The 18,858-nt window shown below is 69.3% G+C and carries 18 protein-coding genes; 8 read left to right on the plus strand and 10 right to left on the minus strand.

Annotated elements, in window-relative coordinates; all coding sequences use genetic code 11:
- Positions 1-5: 5 nt before the first annotated feature.
- From G9373_RS14565 to G9373_RS14580, 4 genes are read right to left on the minus strand one after another with little or no spacing between them, the layout of a single operon-like run.
- Positions 6-1,604 carry a carboxyl transferase domain-containing protein gene (locus tag G9373_RS14565; protein ID WP_133984952.1) on the minus strand — a complete coding sequence of 533 codons (1,599 nt, stop codon included), beginning with the start codon at positions 1,602-1,604 and terminating at the stop codon, positions 6-8.
- The gene (locus tag G9373_RS14570; protein WP_133984954.1) at positions 1,601-2,749 is read right to left on the minus strand and encodes an acyl-CoA dehydrogenase family protein; all 1,149 of its coding nucleotides are present in this window, start codon (positions 2,747-2,749) and stop codon (positions 1,601-1,603) included. Before G9373_RS14570 ends, G9373_RS14565 begins: the two co-directional genes overlap by 4 nt.
- Positions 2,746-4,452, minus strand: a complete 1,707-nt coding sequence (locus G9373_RS14575; RefSeq protein WP_133984956.1) for an acyclic terpene utilization AtuA family protein — start codon at positions 4,450-4,452, stop codon at positions 2,746-2,748. Before G9373_RS14575 ends, G9373_RS14570 begins: the two co-directional genes overlap by 4 nt.
- Positions 4,449-5,240 (minus strand): TIGR03084 family metal-binding protein, encoded by a 792-nt coding sequence (locus G9373_RS14580; RefSeq protein WP_005574412.1) that lies wholly within the window; start codon positions 5,238-5,240, stop codon positions 4,449-4,451. The genes G9373_RS14575 and G9373_RS14580 overlap by 4 nt, the downstream gene beginning before the upstream one ends.
- Between G9373_RS14580 and G9373_RS14585 the strand changes: the two genes are divergently transcribed.
- Genes G9373_RS14585 through pepN form a run of 4 tightly spaced genes read left to right on the plus strand, consistent with a single transcriptional unit; the run spans position 5,218 to position 10,466 of the window.
- A complete protein-coding gene (locus G9373_RS14585; protein WP_257237437.1) occupies positions 5,218-6,186 on the plus strand; it encodes an SDR family oxidoreductase in 969 nt (322 codons plus the stop codon). The two genes, G9373_RS14580 and G9373_RS14585, sit on opposite strands and share 23 nt — an antisense overlap.
- A gap of 57 nt (positions 6,187-6,243) precedes the next feature.
- Complete coding sequence (locus G9373_RS14590; protein WP_005258164.1) at positions 6,244-7,044, plus strand: crotonase/enoyl-CoA hydratase family protein; 801 nt, start codon at positions 6,244-6,246, stop codon at positions 7,042-7,044.
- A 19-nt stretch (positions 7,045-7,063) separates the two neighbouring features.
- Positions 7,064-7,918, plus strand: a complete 855-nt coding sequence (locus tag G9373_RS14595) for an EamA family transporter (protein WP_133984958.1) — start codon at positions 7,064-7,066, stop codon at positions 7,916-7,918.
- A gap of 37 nt (positions 7,919-7,955) precedes the next feature.
- Positions 7,956-10,466 carry an aminopeptidase N gene (gene pepN / locus G9373_RS14600; RefSeq protein ID WP_133984960.1) on the plus strand — a complete coding sequence of 837 codons (2,511 nt, stop codon included), beginning with the start codon at positions 7,956-7,958 and terminating at the stop codon, positions 10,464-10,466.
- Here the strand turns inward: pepN and G9373_RS14605 are convergent.
- Complete coding sequence (locus G9373_RS14605) at positions 10,456-11,928, minus strand: FAD-dependent oxidoreductase (protein ID WP_133984962.1); 1,473 nt, start codon at positions 11,926-11,928, stop codon at positions 10,456-10,458. The genes pepN and G9373_RS14605 overlap by 11 nt on opposite strands.
- Before the next feature lie 76 nt (positions 11,929-12,004).
- On the opposite strand from G9373_RS14605, the gene G9373_RS14610 reads away from it, so the two are divergent.
- The gene (locus G9373_RS14610; protein WP_005258188.1) at positions 12,005-12,565 is read left to right on the plus strand and encodes a TetR family transcriptional regulator; all 561 of its coding nucleotides are present in this window, start codon (positions 12,005-12,007) and stop codon (positions 12,563-12,565) included.
- A gap of 2 nt (positions 12,566-12,567) precedes the next feature.
- On the opposite strand, the gene G9373_RS14615 is transcribed toward G9373_RS14610, so the two are convergent.
- Positions 12,568-12,873, minus strand: a complete 306-nt coding sequence (locus G9373_RS14615; protein WP_005258203.1) for a hypothetical protein — start codon at positions 12,871-12,873, stop codon at positions 12,568-12,570.
- Positions 12,874-12,955: 82 nt separating this feature from the next.
- Positions 12,956-14,158 carry an adenylate/guanylate cyclase domain-containing protein gene (locus tag G9373_RS14620; protein WP_043793831.1) on the minus strand — a complete coding sequence of 401 codons (1,203 nt, stop codon included), beginning with the start codon at positions 14,156-14,158 and terminating at the stop codon, positions 12,956-12,958.
- 90 nt (positions 14,159-14,248) lie between these two features.
- Here G9373_RS14620 and G9373_RS14625 point away from each other — a divergent pair, with 90 nt between their 5' ends.
- From G9373_RS14625 to G9373_RS14635, 3 genes are read left to right on the plus strand one after another with little or no spacing between them, the layout of a single operon-like run.
- On the plus strand, positions 14,249-14,812 hold the full coding sequence (locus G9373_RS14625; protein ID WP_120660521.1) for a TetR/AcrR family transcriptional regulator: 564 nt from the start codon (positions 14,249-14,251) through the stop codon (positions 14,810-14,812).
- 4 nt (positions 14,813-14,816) lie between these two features.
- Complete coding sequence (locus G9373_RS14630) at positions 14,817-15,245, plus strand: PaaI family thioesterase (protein ID WP_005258207.1); 429 nt, start codon at positions 14,817-14,819, stop codon at positions 15,243-15,245.
- A gap of 31 nt (positions 15,246-15,276) precedes the next feature.
- On the plus strand, positions 15,277-16,221 hold the full coding sequence (locus G9373_RS14635) for a serine/threonine dehydratase (RefSeq protein ID WP_054245446.1): 945 nt from the start codon (positions 15,277-15,279) through the stop codon (positions 16,219-16,221).
- 12 nt (positions 16,222-16,233) lie between these two features.
- On the opposite strand, the gene G9373_RS14640 is transcribed toward G9373_RS14635, so the two are convergent.
- Genes G9373_RS14640 through G9373_RS14650 form a run of 3 tightly spaced genes read right to left on the minus strand, consistent with a single transcriptional unit; the run spans position 16,234 to position 18,758 of the window.
- Positions 16,234-17,211, minus strand: coding sequence for a pirin family protein (locus G9373_RS14640; protein WP_005574392.1), 978 nt, complete (start codon positions 17,209-17,211; stop codon positions 16,234-16,236).
- 19 nt (positions 17,212-17,230) lie between these two features.
- Complete coding sequence (locus G9373_RS14645; RefSeq protein WP_005574390.1) at positions 17,231-17,677, minus strand: MarR family transcriptional regulator; 447 nt, start codon at positions 17,675-17,677, stop codon at positions 17,231-17,233.
- Positions 17,661-18,758 carry an LLM class flavin-dependent oxidoreductase gene (locus G9373_RS14650; RefSeq protein WP_167115569.1) on the minus strand — a complete coding sequence of 366 codons (1,098 nt, stop codon included), beginning with the start codon at positions 18,756-18,758 and terminating at the stop codon, positions 17,661-17,663. Before G9373_RS14650 ends, G9373_RS14645 begins: the two co-directional genes overlap by 17 nt.
- Between the last annotated feature and the right edge of the window lie 100 nt (positions 18,759-18,858).

Below are 18,858 nucleotides of genomic sequence, written 5' to 3' on the forward strand. Positions count from 1 at the left end.
GGGCCTCACATCCGGAAGACGCCGAAGTTCTCGGCGCCTTCGATCGGGGCGTTGGCAATGGCCGACAGGCACATTCCCACCACGGTTCGGGTGTCGCGCGGGTCGATCACGCCGTCGTCGTAGAGGCGACCGGACAGGAACATCGGCACGGATTCCGCCTCGATCTGGTTCTCGATCATGGCGCGCATGCCTGCGTCGGCCTCTTCGTCGAACGCCCGCCCGCGGGCCTCGGCGGAGGCGCGGCTGACGATGGAGATGACACCGGCCAGCTGCGCCCCGCCCATGACCGCGGATTTGGAACTGGGCCAGGCGAACAGGAATCGCGGGTCGAACGCGCGTCCGCACATGCCGTAGTGACCGGCGCCGTAGGACGCGCCGAGCAGGATCGAGATGTGCGGGACGGTGGAGTTGGATACGGCGTTGATCATCATCGAACCGTGCTTGATTATCCCGCCCTCCTCGTACTCCCTGCCCACCATGTATCCGGTCGTGTTGTGCAGGAACAACAGTGGGGTGTGCGATCGGTTGGCCAGCTGGATGAACTGGGTCGCCTTCTGCGATTCCTCGCTGAAGAGCACGCCGCGCGCGTTGGCGAGGATGCCCACCGGGTATCCGTGCAGCTCGGCCCAGCCCGTGACGAGTGACGATCCGTACATCGGCTTGAACTCGTCGAAATCGGAGCCGTCGACGATGCGGGCGATCACCTCGCGGGGATCGAACGGGATCTTGAGGTCGGCGGGGACGATGCCGAGCAGTTCCTCGGGGTCCGCGAGCGGTTCGATGACCTCGGCCCGGGGCGCGGGACCCTGCTTCTTCCAGTTCAGGCGCTTGACGATGCTGCGGCCGATCCGGATGGCGTCCTGCTCGTCGACCGCGAAGTAGTCGGCGAGGCCGGACTTGCGGGCATGCATCTCGGCGCCGCCGAGGGTTTCGTCGTCGGATTCCTCACCGGTGGCCATCTTCACGAGGGGCGGTCCGGCGAGGAACACCTTGGATCGTTCCTTGATCATGACGACGTGATCGGACATGCCGGGGATGTACGCGCCGCCCGCCGTCGAATTGCCGAAGACGAGGGCGATGGTCGGGATACCCGCGGCGGAGAGCTGGGTGAGGTCGCGGAACATGCGGCCACCGGGTATGAACACTTCCTTCTGAGTGGGAAGGTCCGCGCCGCCGGATTCCACGAGGGAGATGACGGGGAGCCGGTTCTGCCGGGCGATGTCGTTGGCGCGGAATCCCTTCCGCAACGTCCACGGATTGCTGGTGCCGCCGCGGACAGTCGGGTCGTTGGCGACGATCAGGCACTCGACGCCTTCCACCACACCGATGCCGACGACGGTGCTGGCGCCGACCGGGAAGTCGCTGCCCCACGCCGCGAGCGGGCACAGTTCGAGGAACGGCGAGTCGGGGTCGAGGAGCAGTTCGATTCGCTCCCGGGCGAGCAGCTTGCCGCGCTTCTTGTGCCGCTCGGTGTACTTCTCGCCGCCGCCCGCGAGCGCCTTGGCGTGCTCGGTGTCGATCTCGGCGAGCTTGTCCGTCATGGCCTTCGCCGCCGCGGCATACTCTTCGGAACTCGTGTCCAGCGTGGACTTCAACGTGGTCATGACCGATACCCCAATCGCTTGGCCGCGAGCCCCGTCAGGATCTCGGTGGTACCGCCACCGATCCCGAGGATGCGCATGTCGCGGTACTGCCGTTCCACTTCGCTCTCCCGCATGTAGCCGAGGCCGCCGAACAGCTGGACGGCCTGGTTGGCCACCCATTCGCCCGACTCGACGGCGGTGTTCTTCGCGAAGCAGACCTCCGCGATGAAGTCCTCGTTCGACACGAGCGAACGCTCCACCAGCGCTCTGGTGTAGACGCGGGCCACGTCGGTCTTGCGCGCCATCTCCGTGACCGTGTTCTGCACCGACTGCCTGCTGATCAGCGGACGGCCGAACGTCTCGCGGTCGCGCACCCACTGCAGCGTGAGGTCGAGGCACCGTTGCGCGCTCGAATAGGCCTGCGCGGCGAGGGCGATGCGCTCGGTGAGAAACGCCTGGGCGATCTGCGCGAACCCGCTGTTCTCCTCGCCGACAAGATTGGCGGCGGGCACCCGGGCGTCGACGAACGACAACTCGGCCGTGTCCGACGCACGCCAGCCCATCTTGTCGAGTTTGCGGGCCACCTCGAATCCCGATGTGCCCTTCTCGATCACGAGCAGGGAGACCCCGGACGCGCCGGGACCGCCGGTGCGGACTGCGGTGACCACGAAGTCGGCCCGGACAGCGGACGTGATGAACGTCTTGGATCCGTTGACGACGTAGTGGTCGCCGTCGCGGACCGCCGTGGTCCGCAGATGCCCGACGTCGGAACCGCCGCCGGGTTCGGTGATGGCGAGCGAGCCGATGAGCTCGCCGCGCAGGGTGGGGCGGACCCACTTCTCGATCTGCTCCGGGTCACCGGCCGCCGCGAGGTGCGGCAGCGCGATTCCCGACGTGAACAGGGAAGCGAACGCGCCACCCGATGCACCTGCCTGGTGGAATTCCTCGCAGATCAGCACCGCGTCGACGAGGTCTCCGCCCTCGCCCCCGACGGATTCGGGGAAGCCGGCGCCGAGCAGACCCAGCTCGGCGGCCTCCCGGTGCAGCGCGCGGGGCAGTTCGCCGTCGCGTTCCCACTCGTCCAGGTGCGGCAGTATCTGTCGTTCGACGAAGCTGCGCACCGTCTTGCGCAGTTCCTGCCGCTCGGGTGAATCCCACACGCTCACAACGTTGTCCCTTCGGGAAGGAGTGCTTCCGGTATGTCGACGTGCCGGGATCTCAGCCATTCGCCGAGACCCTTGGCCTGCGGGTCGAACCGGGCCTGGGACGCGACGCCCTGCCCGAGGATTCCCTCGATCACGAAGTTGACGGCGCGCAGTTTCGGCAGCACATATCTCGTGACGGTGAGGTCGGCGGCCTCCGGGAGAAGGCGCTTCAGTTCGTCGACGGTCAGCGCGTGGGCCAGCCACCGCCACTGCTCGTCGGTGCGCACCCACACACCGACGTTCGCGTTGCCGCCCTTGTCACCGCTGCGCGCTCCGGCGATGGTCCCGAGCGCCACCCGCACTGTGGGTTCGGTGCCCCGCGGCTCCGGGAGCGCGGGCTCGGCGACGTCCTCGAGTTCCCGGACGTCGGTGGCGGGTTCGATGTCGACGCGCGTTCCGTCCGGCAGCACCGCGACGTGCGGCACCTCCTTGGCGTACACGTATCCCGGGGTGAACACGCCGTAGGGCTGACCCTGCCCGGGTGGCGCCGTCAGCGTGAAGCCGGGGTAGCTCGCCAGTGCCATTTCGACTGCGACGGAGGAGAATGCGCGCCCGACTGCGTTGGCGTCCGAATCCCGGACCACGCAGCGCAGCAGCGCGCTCGCGGCCTCCTCGGTGTCGGCGTCCGGGTGATCGGTGCGGGCGAGTGACCAGTCGAGTTCGGCCGGCCGGGTGGGAAGCCACCCCTCGAGCTGCCGCTTCACCAGGGCCGCCTTGGCCTCGATGTCGAGGCCGGTGAGGACGAACACGGCCTCGTTGCGGAAACCCGCGAGCGTGTTCAGCGACACCTTGAGCTGCGGCGGCGGCGCCTCGCCGACGACGCCACTGATGCGCACCCGGTCGGGGCCGTCCTGCGACAGTGCGGCGGAATCGATTCGCGCGGTCACGTCGGGACCGGCGTAGCGGCCACCGGTGATCTCGTACAGCAACTGCGCGGTGACGGTGCCGACGTTCACGGCGCCACCGGTCCCGGGGTGCTTGGTGATGACGGACGATCCGTCCGAGTCGATCTCGGCGATCGGGAATCCGGGACGGTCGAGGTCGCCGATCTCGGTGAAGAACGCGTAGTTGCCGCCCGTCGCCTGGGTGCCGCACTCGATGACGTGCCCGGCCACCACGGCGCCGGCGAGCTGGTCGAAAGCGTCTCGCCGCCAGCCGAAGTGTGCGGCCGCCGGGCCCACGATCACGGACGCGTCGGTGACACGCCCGGTGACGACGACGCCGGCGCCGGCGTTCAGGCAGTCGACGATGCCCCACGCGCCGAGGTAGGCGTTGGCGGTCAGCGGGCTGCCCAGCCCCAGTTCGGCGGCCCGGCCGATCAGGTCGTCGCCTTCGACGTGGGCGACCGTCGCCTGCAGCCCCAGCTTGTCGTTCACCTCCCGCAACGCGTCCGCGAGACCGGCCGGGTTGAGCCCGCCGGCGTTGGCGACGATGCGGACACCCTTGTCCAGGGCCAGCCCGAGGCAGTCCTCCGCCTGACGGAGGAACGTCTTCGCGTAGCCGCGGTTCGGGTCCTTCATGCGGTCGCGGCCGAGGATCAGCATGGTGAGTTCGGCGAGGTAGTCGCCGGTCAGATAGTCGAGTTCGCCGCCCTCGAGCATCTCGCGCATCGCCGACAGCCGGTCGCCGTAGAAGCCGGAGCAGTTGCCGATCCGCACGGTCATCGGGTTCCCGCCTCACGGCCGCCGCCCGCGGGGCCGGCGAAGGCCTGAGCGATGTTCAGCCACGCGTCCGCATCCGCGCCGGTAGCCTCGAGGGCGAGATCGGCTCGGTTCGCGCGCTGGGTGACGAGGAGGCAGAAGTCCTCGGCGGGTCCGGTGACCTTCTGCGCGGCGTCCTCGGGGCCCCACGTCCAGAGGGACACTCCGTCGGGGGCGCTCAGTTCGACGCGGAACTCCTCCGCGGGTGGGGCGAGTTCGTTGACGGCGTAGGCGAAGTCGCGGGTGCGGACACCGAGGTGGGCGATGCTCTTCAACCGCTCGGTGGGTGTGCGCGGCACCGAGAGCGCGTCGGCGACGTCCTGGCCGTGCGCCCACGTCTCCATCAATCGGGCGGTGGCCATCGAGGCCGCCTTCATCGGCGGGCCGTACCAGAGGATCTTCTGTCCCGGCGGCACCGCCAGGAGGGCCTCCGCGAGTCGAGCCCGGGCCGAGCGCCAGGCGGCGAGCAGTTCCGTCGGTTCCCTGCGGGCGTGCTCCTCGGCGCCGGCGTCGACGAAGCCGGCGGGGTTCGAGGCGGCCACCGTCAGTTGCTCGGTGAAGCCGTCGGGGTCGGTGATCGCCAGGAGGGCGGCCTCGTCGGTCCACAGCAGATGTCCGATCTGGTGGGCGATGGTCCAGCCCTCGGCCGGTGTCGGATCGGCCCAGCGGGAGTCGGGGAGGTCGGCGACCAGGGCATCCAGCGAATCGCTCTCGGCGCACAAGTCATCGATGAACCTCTGCAGTTCAGCCATGCGACCAGCATCACACCGACCCAATAAAAAAGCAAGCACGATTGATTGTTATTTGCCTGCGGATCGTCCGGCGAGCTGCCACGCTGGTCAGGTGATACGACAGTTGCTCACCCGTGCCGCGCTCAACCCACTGCCCTCCCCGCGCGCAGTGGCCGCCCGAGTCGTACCGGGAACCGGCCACCGCATCGCCGGGAAGCGGATCCTCGTCACCGGCGGTTCCTCGGGGGTCGGTGAAGCGGCCGCACGCCGGCTCGCCGACCTCGGCGCGGAGGTCGTCCTCGTGGCCCGCGGCTCCGACGCCCTCGAGTCCGTGCGCGACGACATCCTGCGGTCCGGTTGCGACGCGCACGCCGTACCCTGCGACCTCACGGACCCGGAGTCCGTCGACGCCCTCGTCGCGCAGGTGCTCGGGGAGATCGGCCCCGTCGACGTTCTCGTCAACAACGCCGGACGGTCGATCCGGCGGACGGTCGAGGACTCGCTGGACCGCTTCCACGACTTCGAACGCACCATGGCCGTCAACTACTTCGGCTCGACGCGACTGACCCTCGCGTTGCTCCCGTCGATGATCGAGCGTCGCAAGGGCCACATCATCAACGTCGCGACGTGGGGCGTGCCCGCCGGCGTCATGCCCAAGTTCTCCGCCTACCACGCGTCCAAGGCGGCCGTCGGCGCGTTCGGCCGAAGCCTCGGCGCCGAAGTGCGCGACCGCGGAATCTCCGTGACCACCCTGGACTTTCCCTTGGTCCGGACGCCGATGATCGCGCCCACCACGGACTACGACGCGATGGCGGCCCTGACGCCCGAGCAGGCGGCGGAATGGTTCGTGACCGCCGTGCGTACCCGCCCGATCGAACTGCTCCCCAGTTACGCCGAACTGTTCCGGGTGCTCGGCACGTTCGCGCCGTCCGCCACCGACGCACTGGTACGGCGCACCGGCATCTGAGCGCAATGACAGACTGGGACGGTCTCGAATCCGCGCTCACACCCGAGGGAGTCGTCCATGACCGACGCCGTGCTCACCACCCGCGAAGGCGACATCGTCACCTGGACGCTCAACCGTCCGGAGGCGCGCAACCCGATCTCCGAGCCGGACGTGATCGAGGCGCTCGAGAATGCGGTGGCCCAGGTCAACGGTGATCCCAGTGTGCGCGTCGCGATCGTCACGGGTGCGGGTTCGGCGTTCTCCTCCGGCGGCAACGTCAAGCACATGCGCGACCGCGCGGGAATGTTCGGCGGCTCCCCCGCCGACCTGCGGCAGGGTTACCGGCACGGCATCCAGCGCATCCCGCTCGCCCTCTACCACTGCGAGGTGCCGACCATCGCCGCCGTCAACGGACCCGCGATCGGCGCCGGATGCGACCTGTCGCTGATGTGCGACATGCGGATCGCGTCCACGGCCGCCGTGTTCGCGGAGAGCTTCGTCAAGGTCGGACTCGTCCCCGGCGACGGCGGCGCCTGGTTCCTGCCGCAGGCCGTCGGGATGGCGCGGGCAAGCGAGATGGCGTTCACCGGCGACGCGATCGACGCCGCGAAAGCCCTGGAGTGGGGACTCGTCTCGCAGATCACCGAACCCGAGGAACTCCTCGGCGCGGCACGGGCGCTCGCCGACCGGGTGGCGGTCAACCCGCCGCAGGTGCTGCGGATGACCAAGAAACTGCTCCGCGAAGGCCGTCACCAGAGCCTCGAGAGCCTCCTCGAACTGTCGGCCGCCATGCAGTCGCTCGCCCATCACACCGCGGACCATCACGAGGCGGTCGGTGCGATGCTCGATCGCCGCAGCCCGAACTTCACCGGCCAGTGAACCCGGGCATCGCACACCGGTGACAGCGGAGCCGCGCAGTCAGCTTCTTCCCGTCGTCTCGGTCCTCGGATCGGTGCTGTCCGTCCAGTTCGGCGCCGCCTTCGCGAGCACCCTGTTCGAGGAGGTGGGCGCCAGTGGCGCGGTGTCGCTGCGACTGACGATCGCGGCGATCATCCTCGGGGTGATCGTGCGGCCGCGGTGGCGACGGTGGACACGAACGCAGCGCGAGGGCATCCTCGCACTCGGAGTGGCGCTCGCCGTGATGAATTCGGCGTTCTACGAGGCCCTCGCGCGGCTGCCCCTCGGCACCGCCGTCACCATCGAATTCCTGGGTCCGCTCACCCTCGCCGCCGTGCTGTCGCGAAGACTGCGGGACGGTGTGTGGGTACTGGCGGCGCTGACCGGCGTGGTCATGCTCGGCCTGCGCGAGAACTCGGGCACCGCGTCCCTCGACCTCGTGGGGGTGTGTTTCGCGCTCACCGCAGGCGCGGCATGGGCCGGTTACATCGTCGCCGGCTCGAACCTCGCGGCCACGGTTCGGAGCGCGGACGGCCTCGCCGGGGCGAGCATCGTCGCGGCGGCCCTGACGCTTCCGCTCGGCGCGGTGTCCGGCGGCACCGCACTGTTCGACCCCCGAATCCTTGCCGTCGGTGCGGCGGTGGCCCTGCTGTCCTCGGTGATTCCGTACTCGCTCGAGCTACGGGCGCTGCAGGTGATGAGCAAGAAGGTGTTCGCCGTGCTCATCGCGCTGGAACCGGCGGCCGCGACCCTTGCCGGGGTGATCGTGCTCGGGCAGGTCCTCGGACTGCAGTCGCTGGCCGCGATCGCGCTCGTCGTCGCGGCCGGAGTCGGCTCCGTCCTGAGCAACCGGTAGCGGCACGGCCGGTGGGCCGGGCTGGCAGGATCGACGCGTGAGCACCGCTAACCTGACCCGAGCCGAAACCGCCGAACGTTCCCGTGTGATCGACGTTCTCGGCTATCGGGTGGAACTGGACGTACTCGGCGCCGTCGACCCGGAGGTCGCGACGTTCGCGACCACCACGACCGTCGAGTTCACCGCCCGCACGTCCACGACCTGGCTCGACTTCCTCGGCGCCGATGTGGAGTCGGTGACGGTCAACGGCGACGACGTCCCCGTCGACTACGACGGCGCCCGCATCGCGTTGACCGGACTGCGTGAATCCAACGTCGTGATCGTCGCCGCCCGGGGCGAGTACAGCCGTTCCGGCGAGGGTCTGCACCGGTTCCTCGACCCGGCGGACGGGCAGACGTACCTCTACACGCAGTACGAACCGGCGGACGCGCGGCGGGTGTTCGCGTGCTTCGAACAGCCGGACCTGAAGGCGCCGTTCACGTTCGTCGTCACCGCGCCGCGGCAGTGGGAGGTGGTCTCCAACCAGCAGATCGCCGAACGGGAAGACACCACCGGCGGCCAGGTGGTCACGTTCGCGCCGACACTGCCGATCTCCACCTACATCACCGCAGTCGTGGCCGGGCCCTACCACCGGGCCGACTCGGAGTGGTGCGGCGGCGACCTCACGATCCCGCTGGGCGTCCTCTGCCGGGCCTCGCTCGCGCAATACCTCGACGCCGACACGATCTTCGAGATCACCCGGCAGGGGCTGGGATTCTTCACGGACGGTTTCGACTACCCCTACCCGTTCGGCAAGTACGACCAGGTGTTCGTCCCCGAGTACAACCTCGGCGCCATGGAGAACCCCGGCTGCGTGACGTTCACCGAGGCGTACGTGTTCCGCGGCGCCGCCACCGACTCCCAGTACGAGGGCCGGGCGAACACGATCCTGCACGAGATGGCCCACATGTGGTTCGGCGACCTCGTCACGATGGTGTGGTGGGACGACCTGTGGCTCAAGGAATCGTTCGCCGACTACATGGGCGCACTGGCCAACGCGGAGGCCACCCGGTGGACCGACGCGTGGGTGGCGTTCGCCAACCGCCGCAAGGCGTGGGCGTACCTGCAGGACCAGTTGCCGACGACGCATCCGATCGTCGCGGACATCGTCGACCTCGAGGCCGCGAAACTGAACTTCGACGGCATCACGTACGCGAAGGGCGCCAGCGTCCTCAAGCAACTCGTCGCGTACGCCGGGCGTGACGCGTTCTTCGAGGGGGCGCGCCGCTACTTCCGCGCCCACGCCTTCGGAAACACCACCCTGAAGGATCTGCTGACGGAACTGTCGGCCACGTCGGGCCGGGACCTGACGAGCTGGGCGCGCGCCTGGTTGCAGACCACCGGCGTGTCCGCACTGAGCCTGCAGCGGGACGCCGACGGGCGTGCCGCGATCGTGCAGACCGATCCGCGTCCGCACCGGCTCGGCGTCGGGCGCTACGACTTCGACGGGACCGGCGACCTCGTGTGCGTGCAGCGGGTCGAGGTCGACCTCGCCGACGCCCGCACCCCGATCGATCTCGCCGACGCGCCGCTCGTGTTGCTCAACGACGCCGACCTGACGTACGCGAAGGTGCGGCTGGACGACCGATCGCTGACCACCGTCGAGACCTCGCTCGACCGGCTGCGGGACCCGCTGGTGCGGGGCCTGATCTGGTCGTCGCTGTGGAATGCGACCCGCGACAGCGATCTGGGCGCCATGCGCTATCTGTCGATGGCCCGGAGGTTCTCACCGGCGGAGTCACACCTGACCCTCCTCACCTCCGTGCTGGCCAACGCCCCGTACGCGATCGAGCACTTCCTCCCCGAGCCCTCGCGCGACACCGCTCGCCTCGACTGGCTCGAGCACACCTGGCGTGCGTTGTGGAACGCCCCGCCGGCTTCGGGAAGCCAACTCGCCTGGGCACGTGCGGTTGCCGGCGCCGCTGCGATGGACGGCAGTCGCGCGGCCGACATCCGGTCGATCCTCGAGGCCGGCGGGCCGGTGCCGACCGGGCTGGCGCTCGACCCGGATCTGCGCTGGGGGTTCTGGGGCGCGCTCGCCGCCACCGGACACGCCGACGACGCCGACCTCGACGGTGAGCTGCGCCGCGACGACACCGGTTCCGGCCGCACCGCGTACCTGCGAGCGAAGTTCTCGCGACCGGACCCGGACGTGAAGGCGAAGGCCTGGGAATCGATCTTCCACGACCGCACCCTGTCCAACGAACATCTCGGCGCGGTCATCGCCGGGTTCCGCGCAGGCGCCCGGCACGACCTCGTCGAGGGGTACGCCGCCGGCTACTTCGCCTCGATCCGCCCGGTGTGGGAGGAGCGCAGTATCGAAATCGCGCGGCGGATCGTGGTCGGGCTGTTCCCGTCCGAGACGACACTCGACGCGGCGGACGGATGGCTCGCCACCAACGCCGACGCGCCCGCCGCGCTACGACGGCTGGTGCTCGAGCAACGGGATCATCTCGCCCGGGATCTGCGAGCGCAGGCGTTCAACAGCCGTTCGGACGTCACCGGCTGACCGGCCGGGCACCGGTCGACGTGCGGGCCGTCCACCGTTCCAGGACGCCCCGCCACAGGCCGGACCTACTGTCGCCCGCCCAGGCGATGTAGCCGTCGGGGCGTACGAGCAGTGCGGGTCCGCCGTCGGTCCGGGGCACCGCGTGGACATCGCCGGGGACAGGAGCCCCGGGCTCGGTGACCAGGACGAAACCGCCCGAGCGCATCACCTCGTACAGCCGCCCGGCGTCGGTGGGCAGGTCTTCGGCGCGTCGGCCGACCAGGGTGCTCTCGCCGGCGTCGTGGCCGTACCCGATTCCGATGCCCGAGAACATCCGGGCGACCGCGTCGCCGATCGGCGGGAAGGAGAGAAGCGCCGCCACTGCCCCGTTCCGGAGCTTCCGCAGGATCCACGGCCGGATGATCATCATGCGCATCGTGGCACCGCTCGACCGCAGAACCAGCCGGCCGACCGGGTGCCGCTCGGCGTGGTAGGTGTCGAGCACCGCGTCGTCCGCGCCGTCCAGGACGGCCGCGAGTTTCCAGCCGAGATTGACGGCGTCCTGGATGCCGGTGTTCATGCCCTGCCCACCTGCGGGCGAATGCACGTGGGCTGCATCGCCGGCGAGAAACACCCGGCCCGTCCGATACTGCGGGACCTGCCGTTCGTCGCTGTGGAATCGCGACTGCCAGCGCACGTCGCCGAGACCGTAGTCCGTGCCCATCGCGACTTCGATGGTGCTGCGCAGTTCCTCCCGGTCCACGGGCGCGGTGTCGTCCACCTGATGGCGCCGGTTCCAGGCGATCACCCGAAACAGGTTGTCGCCGTACGGCGCGATGAACGCGAATCCGTCTCGGACGGCATTGACGGTCACGAGATTGTCCGGTGGGTTCTCGAGTTCGACGTCGGCGAGCATGATCGACCGCAGCACGGCCTTGCCGGGGAACGGTTGCCCGATCATCGTCCGGACCGCGCTGTGCGCGCCGTCCGCACCGACCGCATATGTCGCGTGGAACGTACTCTCGCGTCCTGAAACGTCGCGGCCGTGAACGCGGACGCCGTTTCCGTCCTGCTCCACCCCGGTCACGGTGAACCCACGGATGATGTCGGCGCCGCAGTCCCGAGCGTGCTCCTCCAGAAGGGCGTCGACGTTCCGTTGCGGGGTGACGAGGACGAACGGGAACCGGGACCGCAGACGCCCGAGATTCAGCGCCGCACCGCGCCACAACTTCAGACCGGGTGAGGCGGCGCCGGTGGCCACGAGGCGGTCGGCGAGGCCGCGGGCGTCGAGCAGTTCGAGGGTGCGGGCGTGGACGCCGAATGCGCGACTGAGGGTGGACGGCGCGGCGCGCTTGTCCAGCACCGTCACCGATCGGCCCGCCGTCGCCAACTCGCCCGCGAGCATGCATCCCGTGGGTCCCGCGCCGATCACCACCACGTCGATGTGCTTCATGACGCTGCCTCCGATCGAAAGATGGTCCATCAAGTCAACATCTGTTGACTTCCACGGTAGGCGCATCCCCACGCCAGGTCAACAGCTGTTGACTTACACTTGTGGAATGCCCGAACGTCGCGCCCGCTCCGCCGTCGCCACCCGCGCCGCGATACTCGACGCCGCCCGCGCCCGGTTCGGCACCGACGGCTACGAACGCACGACGATGCGCGCCGTCGCGTCGGATGTGGGCGTCGACCCCGCACTGGTGGTCCGGTACTTCAGCACCAAGGAATCGCTGTTCGCCGAGGCCGCCGAATTCGATCTGCACCTGCCCGACCTCCACAACATTCCCGTCGAGGACCTCGCGAGCGTGCTGATGCCGCGCTTCTTCGCGGTGTGGGAGAACGACGGTGCGTTCCTCCCCCTCCTCCGCGCGGCGGCGACCAGCCCGCGGGCCGCCGAGGCGATGTTGCAGGTCTTCGCCCGCCAGGTGGCGCCCGCGCTCGCCGTGGTCGCGGCGGATCGCGCGGACGAACGTGCGGCCCTCGTCGGGTCGCAGGTCCTCGGACTCGCCTTCTCCCGCTACATACTCCGGGTCCCGCCCGTGGCGGACATGACACACGAACAGCTGATGCGCTGGGTCGGGCCCGTGCTCGAGTACTACCTCACGACAGAACCGCGGTAGCCCTACCGGTGATGCCTGCCGCCGTTCAGCATCCAGCGGGCATCGAGCTCGCTCGTGCTGCGGCGGTGCCGCCTGATGGTGAACGACGTGATCGGCAACCGCTCGACGACACTCGCCTCGGCACGCGGATCGCCCGCGATCCCCTGTTCCAGAACCGAATACGCGGTGTGGTTGACCGAATGCACGGCCAGCCGGAGGGCGTCGAGCGCCGTCGGTCGCGGCCCGAACGCGGCGAGCGTGTGACCACCGTCCACCGCGGTTTCGACCACCGCGTAGAAATGCCAGTCTGCACCCGAATCGCCGGTCATGATGCGCCTCACTCGATCTACTTCTGTGAGCTGTGCCATCACGGTATCGCGAGGGTACGACACGTTTTCGAAGCCGCGCCGCTCAGGCGACGTACCGGCGGCCGATCCCGAAGAGCTCCTGGGGCGCATCGATTCCCTTGAGCCGGTGACTGCCCGCCGGTTCGCCCCAGAACTCGTCGGTGTCGAGTTCGTCGTAGAACTCACCGGTTACGACCACCTCGTGGGACGGTGCGACCGCGACGACGCGACTGGCCATGTTGACGGGCCTGCCGAACCAGTCGCCCGCACTGGGCACCGCCGTGCCCCAGGCGATCCCGGCCCGCAACGGCGGAAGCCCCTCGGTGCGCGCGGCCTGCACGAGGTCGAGCGCGGAGTACGCCAGCGCGTTGGGATCGGGCGAGACCAACATGACGGCGTCCCCGATCGTCTTCACCAGACGCACCGGCGCGAGCGCCAGATCGGTGGCCAGCCCGTCGAGCCGCTCGGCCACCCGCCCCAGATCGGCGGGCGCCACCTGCTCACCGAGCAGCGTGAATCCGACGAGGTCGGCGAAACAGACGCCGATCTCCTGCGCACCGCGAACCTGCATGTTCGAGTCCCTGGCGATGCCCACCGCATCGGACCGCAACTGGTGGCGCAGAGTGGTGGCGATGAGGTGAGCCAGGATCTGCGCCTCGAAATCCGCGATGCGACGCACCTCCACCGCGTACCGCAGGGCCACCTCGGGGTGATCGCGCGTCGCCTCGAGTCGCTCCTGCAGGAGCGCGTCCGCGGCGTCGGCGACCGTCCAGAGGTTGCGGCCGAGGACCCGCGCGGCCGCGAAGATTCCGCTCTCGTCGAGCCCCAGGTCCCGGTACTGCTTGAGTCCGCGCGCGAGGTCGAGGTCGCCGTCGTCGTAGAACGTCCCGTCCTCCGACGCACCCCGGCCGATCGCCCGGAACCACCGCCGGGTGTCCTCCACGGTGACGCCGGTCTTCCGGGAGATCTCGTCGATGCCGTACCGGCCCTTCGGCGCCAGCGCGTGCTCGAGCAGCAGGTGCGCGAGGCGATTGTCCCGCGACGCGACGCGGAGTTCGTCGATCGACACCCCGTCCTCGATCAGGGTGTTCAGCACCCCCATGCGCGCAGAGCGATCCGATCCGCTGAGTCCGTCGAGGAGGCCGGCGGCCTCGAACTCGTGGAGTTGCGTGGGTGCCGGACCCGGGCGGCGGAGCGGGCGAGGCGGCGGGGACACCAGGCGACCCGTTCGGGGCGTGATCCGTCGGGGCTGTCGCGGGATGCGCACGTCCTCATCGTCCCAGGAACGACGTCGCCCATCGCCGTAATCCTGCGAACTCGCCTTCCCCCGTTGCCATGACCGAACTATATTCGGTATGTGCCGATTCAAAGTCTGTTGCTGGACGCGGCGGAGGGACATTTCGCCCGCCGCGGCGTCCTCGCGACCCGGCTTGCCGACATCCGGCACGAGGCCGGTGTCAGCGTGGGAGCCGTCTACCACCACTTCCCGAACAAGGAAGTGCTGTACCTCCAGGTCTGGTTACGCGCGCTCGCCGACTATCAGGACGGATTCCGGGCCGCGCTCTCGGAATGCGCCGACGCCCGGTCCGGGGTGGAAGGCGCCGTGGTCCGCCACCTGCAGTGGGTGTCCGGCAACCCGCAGCGGGCCACCATCCTCGCCGCGCCCCGGCCCCCGGGCGTCGACGAGCGGGCCGATTCCACCAATGCGGCGTTCTTCCGCGACGTCACCCACTGGTGGCGGGTCCACGAACACTACGGAACGGTCCGCCGGTTCGACTTCGACGTGCTCTACGCGTTGTGGCTGGGCCCGGCTCAGGAGTACTCCCGCCAGTGGCTCGCGGGCGCCATGACCACCGACCCCACCGCGGTGGCGCCCGAACTGGCGCGCGCCGCGTGGAACTCGCTACGGATCCAGGAGTAGAGGCATGACAGTGGACGTCGCCCTCACCGCCGACACCGCGCAGGCCGTACTGGCGGCCCAGCCGTTCAGCATGCTGGTCGGCGCCCGCATGACGCAGTTCGGGGAGGGCGGCGCCACCCTCGAGATCCCCGTCCGGGACGAACTCCGGCAACAGAACGGCTTCGTGCACGGCGGCGTCCTGTCGTATGCCGCCGACAACGCTCTGACATTCGCCGCAGGCACCGTGCTCGGCGCGAACATCATGACCGCGGGCTTCACGATCACCTACCTCCGTCCCGCACAGGGCGTGCTGCTGCGGGCGGACGCCCGAGCCGACGCCTCGACCCGGCGCCAGGCGTTGTGCCGGTGCGACATCTACGCGGTGCAGGACGACGGCTCGGAGGTACTGTGCGCCGCCGCCCAGGGCACGGCGACGGTCAAGCAGCCGCGGTAGTCGCGGCCGCACGGGATGGAACGATGGGACCATGGCTCACTCCGTCGATCGCGCATCCGTGGACAGGGCGCGTGAGCGCATCACCGGCCTGATCCGCCGGACACCCACGTTCCGTGCCACCGTCCCCACCGTGCACGGCCCCGTACCGGTGATCTTCAAACTCGAGTTCCTGCAGTACGGAGGCTCGTTCAAGGTGCGGGGCAGCCTCAACGCTCTGCTCCACGCGGAGGAGGACGGGCGGCTCGACGACGCGGGCGTCGTCATCGCGTCCGGCGGGAACGCCGCGATCGGAGCGGCCTGGGCGTCGCGGCTGCGGGGCGTGAAGTGCACGGTGGTCGTCCCCGTCACGGCACCCGACGTCAAGATCGACAAGCTGATCGCGCTCGGCGCGGACGTGCGCAAGGTCGGTGCTCGATACGCCGAGGCGGCCGAGTACGCGGACGAACTCGCGACGTCGTCGAACGCCCTCGCCCTGCACGCCTACGATCTCCCCGACATCGTCGCCGGGGCAGGCACCATCGCACTCGAGATCCAGGACGACGTCGCCGAGCCGCTGTCCTACGTGATTGCCGTCGGCGGCGGCGGACTGCTCTCCGGTGTCGTCGCAGGCAGCGGCGAGGACGACAGCATCTACGGCGTGGAACCGAGCGGAGCGGCGACGCTGCACTCCGCGGTCGCCGCCCGGCAGCCCGTGGACATCGACATCGACAGCATCGCCGGCGATTCCCTCGGCGCCACCAAGATCGGTTCCATCGCCTGGGACACCGTCCGGTCGCGGCCCGTGTCCAGCCTGATCGTCGACGACGACGCCCTCATCGACGCGCGAACGCTGCTGTGGGAGGAGTTCCGGATCGTCGTCGAGCACGGCACCGCCGCGGCGCTCGCCGCGATCGTCACCGGACAGCTCGCCCCCGCCGACGACAAGCCGCTCTGTGTGGTGCTCTGCGGCGCCAACACGTCGATGACCAGCTTCTGATCCTCAGACGTGTCAGCCGCGCGGTTTCAGCCGGCTGTTCGGCAGTTCGGGTGCGGGCAGCGGATCGCCGTCGTAACCCTCGACCGTGCCGAACCGGGGGTCGGCGGGCGCCGCGCCCCGGAGCTCGGACTGCCACTCGCGGCGGTAGCCGACGATGTCCTCGTGGCTACGGCCGAGGAAGTTCCACCACATGATCACCTGCTCGCCCAGCGGCTCACCACCGAGCAGCAGCAGCCGGGCCCGGGTCCCGCCCGTGTTGCGCAACGCCACCAGCGATTCCCCGGGCGGCTGATAGCCGAGTTCCGCCCACCGCAGTGTGGTCCCGCGCAGCTGCACCTCACCCTCGTCGACGAGCACCCCGACCTCGAAGCCGCGCTGGATGTCGAGGGTGACGTCCGCACCCGGCTCCAGGAGGATCTCGGCGCCGAGCAGCGGCGTGAACGTGCGGACCGGTGACGTGGAGCCCGCCGTGCTCCCGAGGAACACCCGCACCGTCGCGCCGTCCAGTTCGACCGGGTCGGGTGCGTACGTCTCGAACGCCGGATCCGCGTCCTGCGCCGACGCCGGCAACGCCACCCACAGCTGCGCGCCGTGCAGGATGCGCGTCTGCGGTGTCGAGACCTCGGAGTGCGCGATCCCCCGACCCGCGGTCATCAGGTTGAGTTCGCCGGGACGCACCATCGCGTGCGAACCGATGCTGTCGCGGTGTTCGATCTCGCCGGTGAACAGCCAGCTCACCGTCTGCAGCCCCGTGTGCGGGTGTGGTGGCACGTTCATCCCGCCCGTGTTCCCGACGTCGTCCGGACCGTAGTGGTCGGCGAAGCACCAGGCTCCGATCAGCGACCGTTCGCGCTGTGGGAGAGTGCGCCGGACCGGCATCGCGCGGGGACCACCGAGCGGGACCTCGCGCGAACCGAGCACCTGGATGCCCCCGCCGTCGGGGTGCGACTCGCACCGCTCTTCCACCGAATTCGTCTCCAGATTGCTCACTGCTCCATCGTGCCTTCCGTCAGTCCTGTGCGCCGCGCAGTTTCGCGCAGAGTTCGGTGAGTGTGTCGAGTTCGTCGTCGGACAGTGCCGCGCCGACGTGCCGCCGGATGCTCGCCGCGTGCCTGCGTCCGACGGACTTCTGCACGCGCGCACCCTCGTCCGTCAGGGCGACGACGGTTCCCCGACGGTCGCCGGGATCGCACTCCCGCGTGACGAATCCAGAGCCGGACAGCCGCTCGACGAGCCGGCTCAGCGACGGTTGGCTGAGCAGGATCTCCCGGTTGAGATCGTGCAGGCGCAGTCTGTGTCCGGGTGCCCGGGCGAGGGTGAACAGCACGTCGTATTCGCGCATGCTCAGTTCGTCCCACACGTCGTCGGCGGCGAGGTTGCGCATCACCGCGACCTGGGCGCGGAAGAGAGCCTCCCACGCCTCGGCCGCTCGTTCGGTCCTACTGACGGGCGGCATCGACCGGCTCGCGATCGGCCTTCATCGACGCGTGCGTCGGCGGGTTGTCCGGCACGCCCGCAGGTCGCCGGGCGGCGAACTCCTTGCGCAACATGGGCACGACCTCGCCGCCGAGCAGATCCAGCTGCTCCAGCACCGCCTTCAGGGGAAGCCCCGCATGGTCGACGAGGAACAACTGCCGCTGGTAGTCGCCGAAGAAGTCGGCGAACGTCAGGGTCTTCTCGATCACCTGTTCCGGTGTGCCGACGGTGAGCGGGGTCTGATCGGTGAAGTCCTCGAGGCTCGGCCCGTGGCCGTAGACGGGTGCGTTGTCGAAGTAGGGCCGGAACTCGTCGACGGCGTCCTTGGCGTTCCTGCGCATGAACACCTGCCCGCCCAGTCCGACGATCGCCTGATCCGCGCGGCCGTGACCGTAGTGCTCGTACCGTTCGCGGTAGAGGTTGATCAGGGCGATGTAGTGCTCCTTGGGCCAGAAGATGTTGTTGGCGAAGAAGCCGTCACCGTGGAACGCCGCGATCTCGGCGATCTCCGGGCTGCGGATCGAGCCGTGCCACACGAAGGGCGGGATGCCGTCGAGCGGACGCGGGGTCGACGTGAAGCCCTGCAGCGGGGTGCGGAACTGTCCCTGCCAGTCCACGACGTCCTCGTCCCACAGCCGGCGCAGCAGCCGGTAGTGCTCGAGCGCCAGCGGAATTCCCTGGCGGATGTCCTGTCCGAACCACGGGTAGACGGGGGCCATGTTTCCGCGACCCATCATGAGATCCACCCGGCCGTCCGCGAGGTGCTGCAGCATCGCGTAGTCCTCGGCGATCTTCACCGGGTCGTTGGTGGTGATCAGCGTCGTGGACGTCGACAGGATGATCTTCTCGGTCTGCGCTGCGAGGTAGCCGAGCATCGTGGTCGGGGAGGACGGCACGAACGGCGGGTTGTGATGCTCGCCGGTGGCGAACACGTCGAGCCCGACGTCCTCGGCATGCTTTGCGATGGTCGTCATCGCCTTGATGCGTTCGTGCTCGGTGGGGGTGCGGCCGGTGGTGGGATCGGGGGTCACGTCGCCGACGGTGAAGATTCCGAACTGCATAGCTGTTCCTCTCGCGCCAGAACTCCATGCGTTTGCATGAACCTATTGCAACATTCAACCACTTCGCCCTATTCCGGAAACGGCCGAGGGCGGCAAGCGC

It is taken from the genome of Rhodococcus sp. A14 (genome assembly GCF_011603105.1).
Lineage (GTDB): Bacteria > Actinomycetota > Actinomycetes > Mycobacteriales > Mycobacteriaceae > Rhodococcus_F > Rhodococcus_F opacus.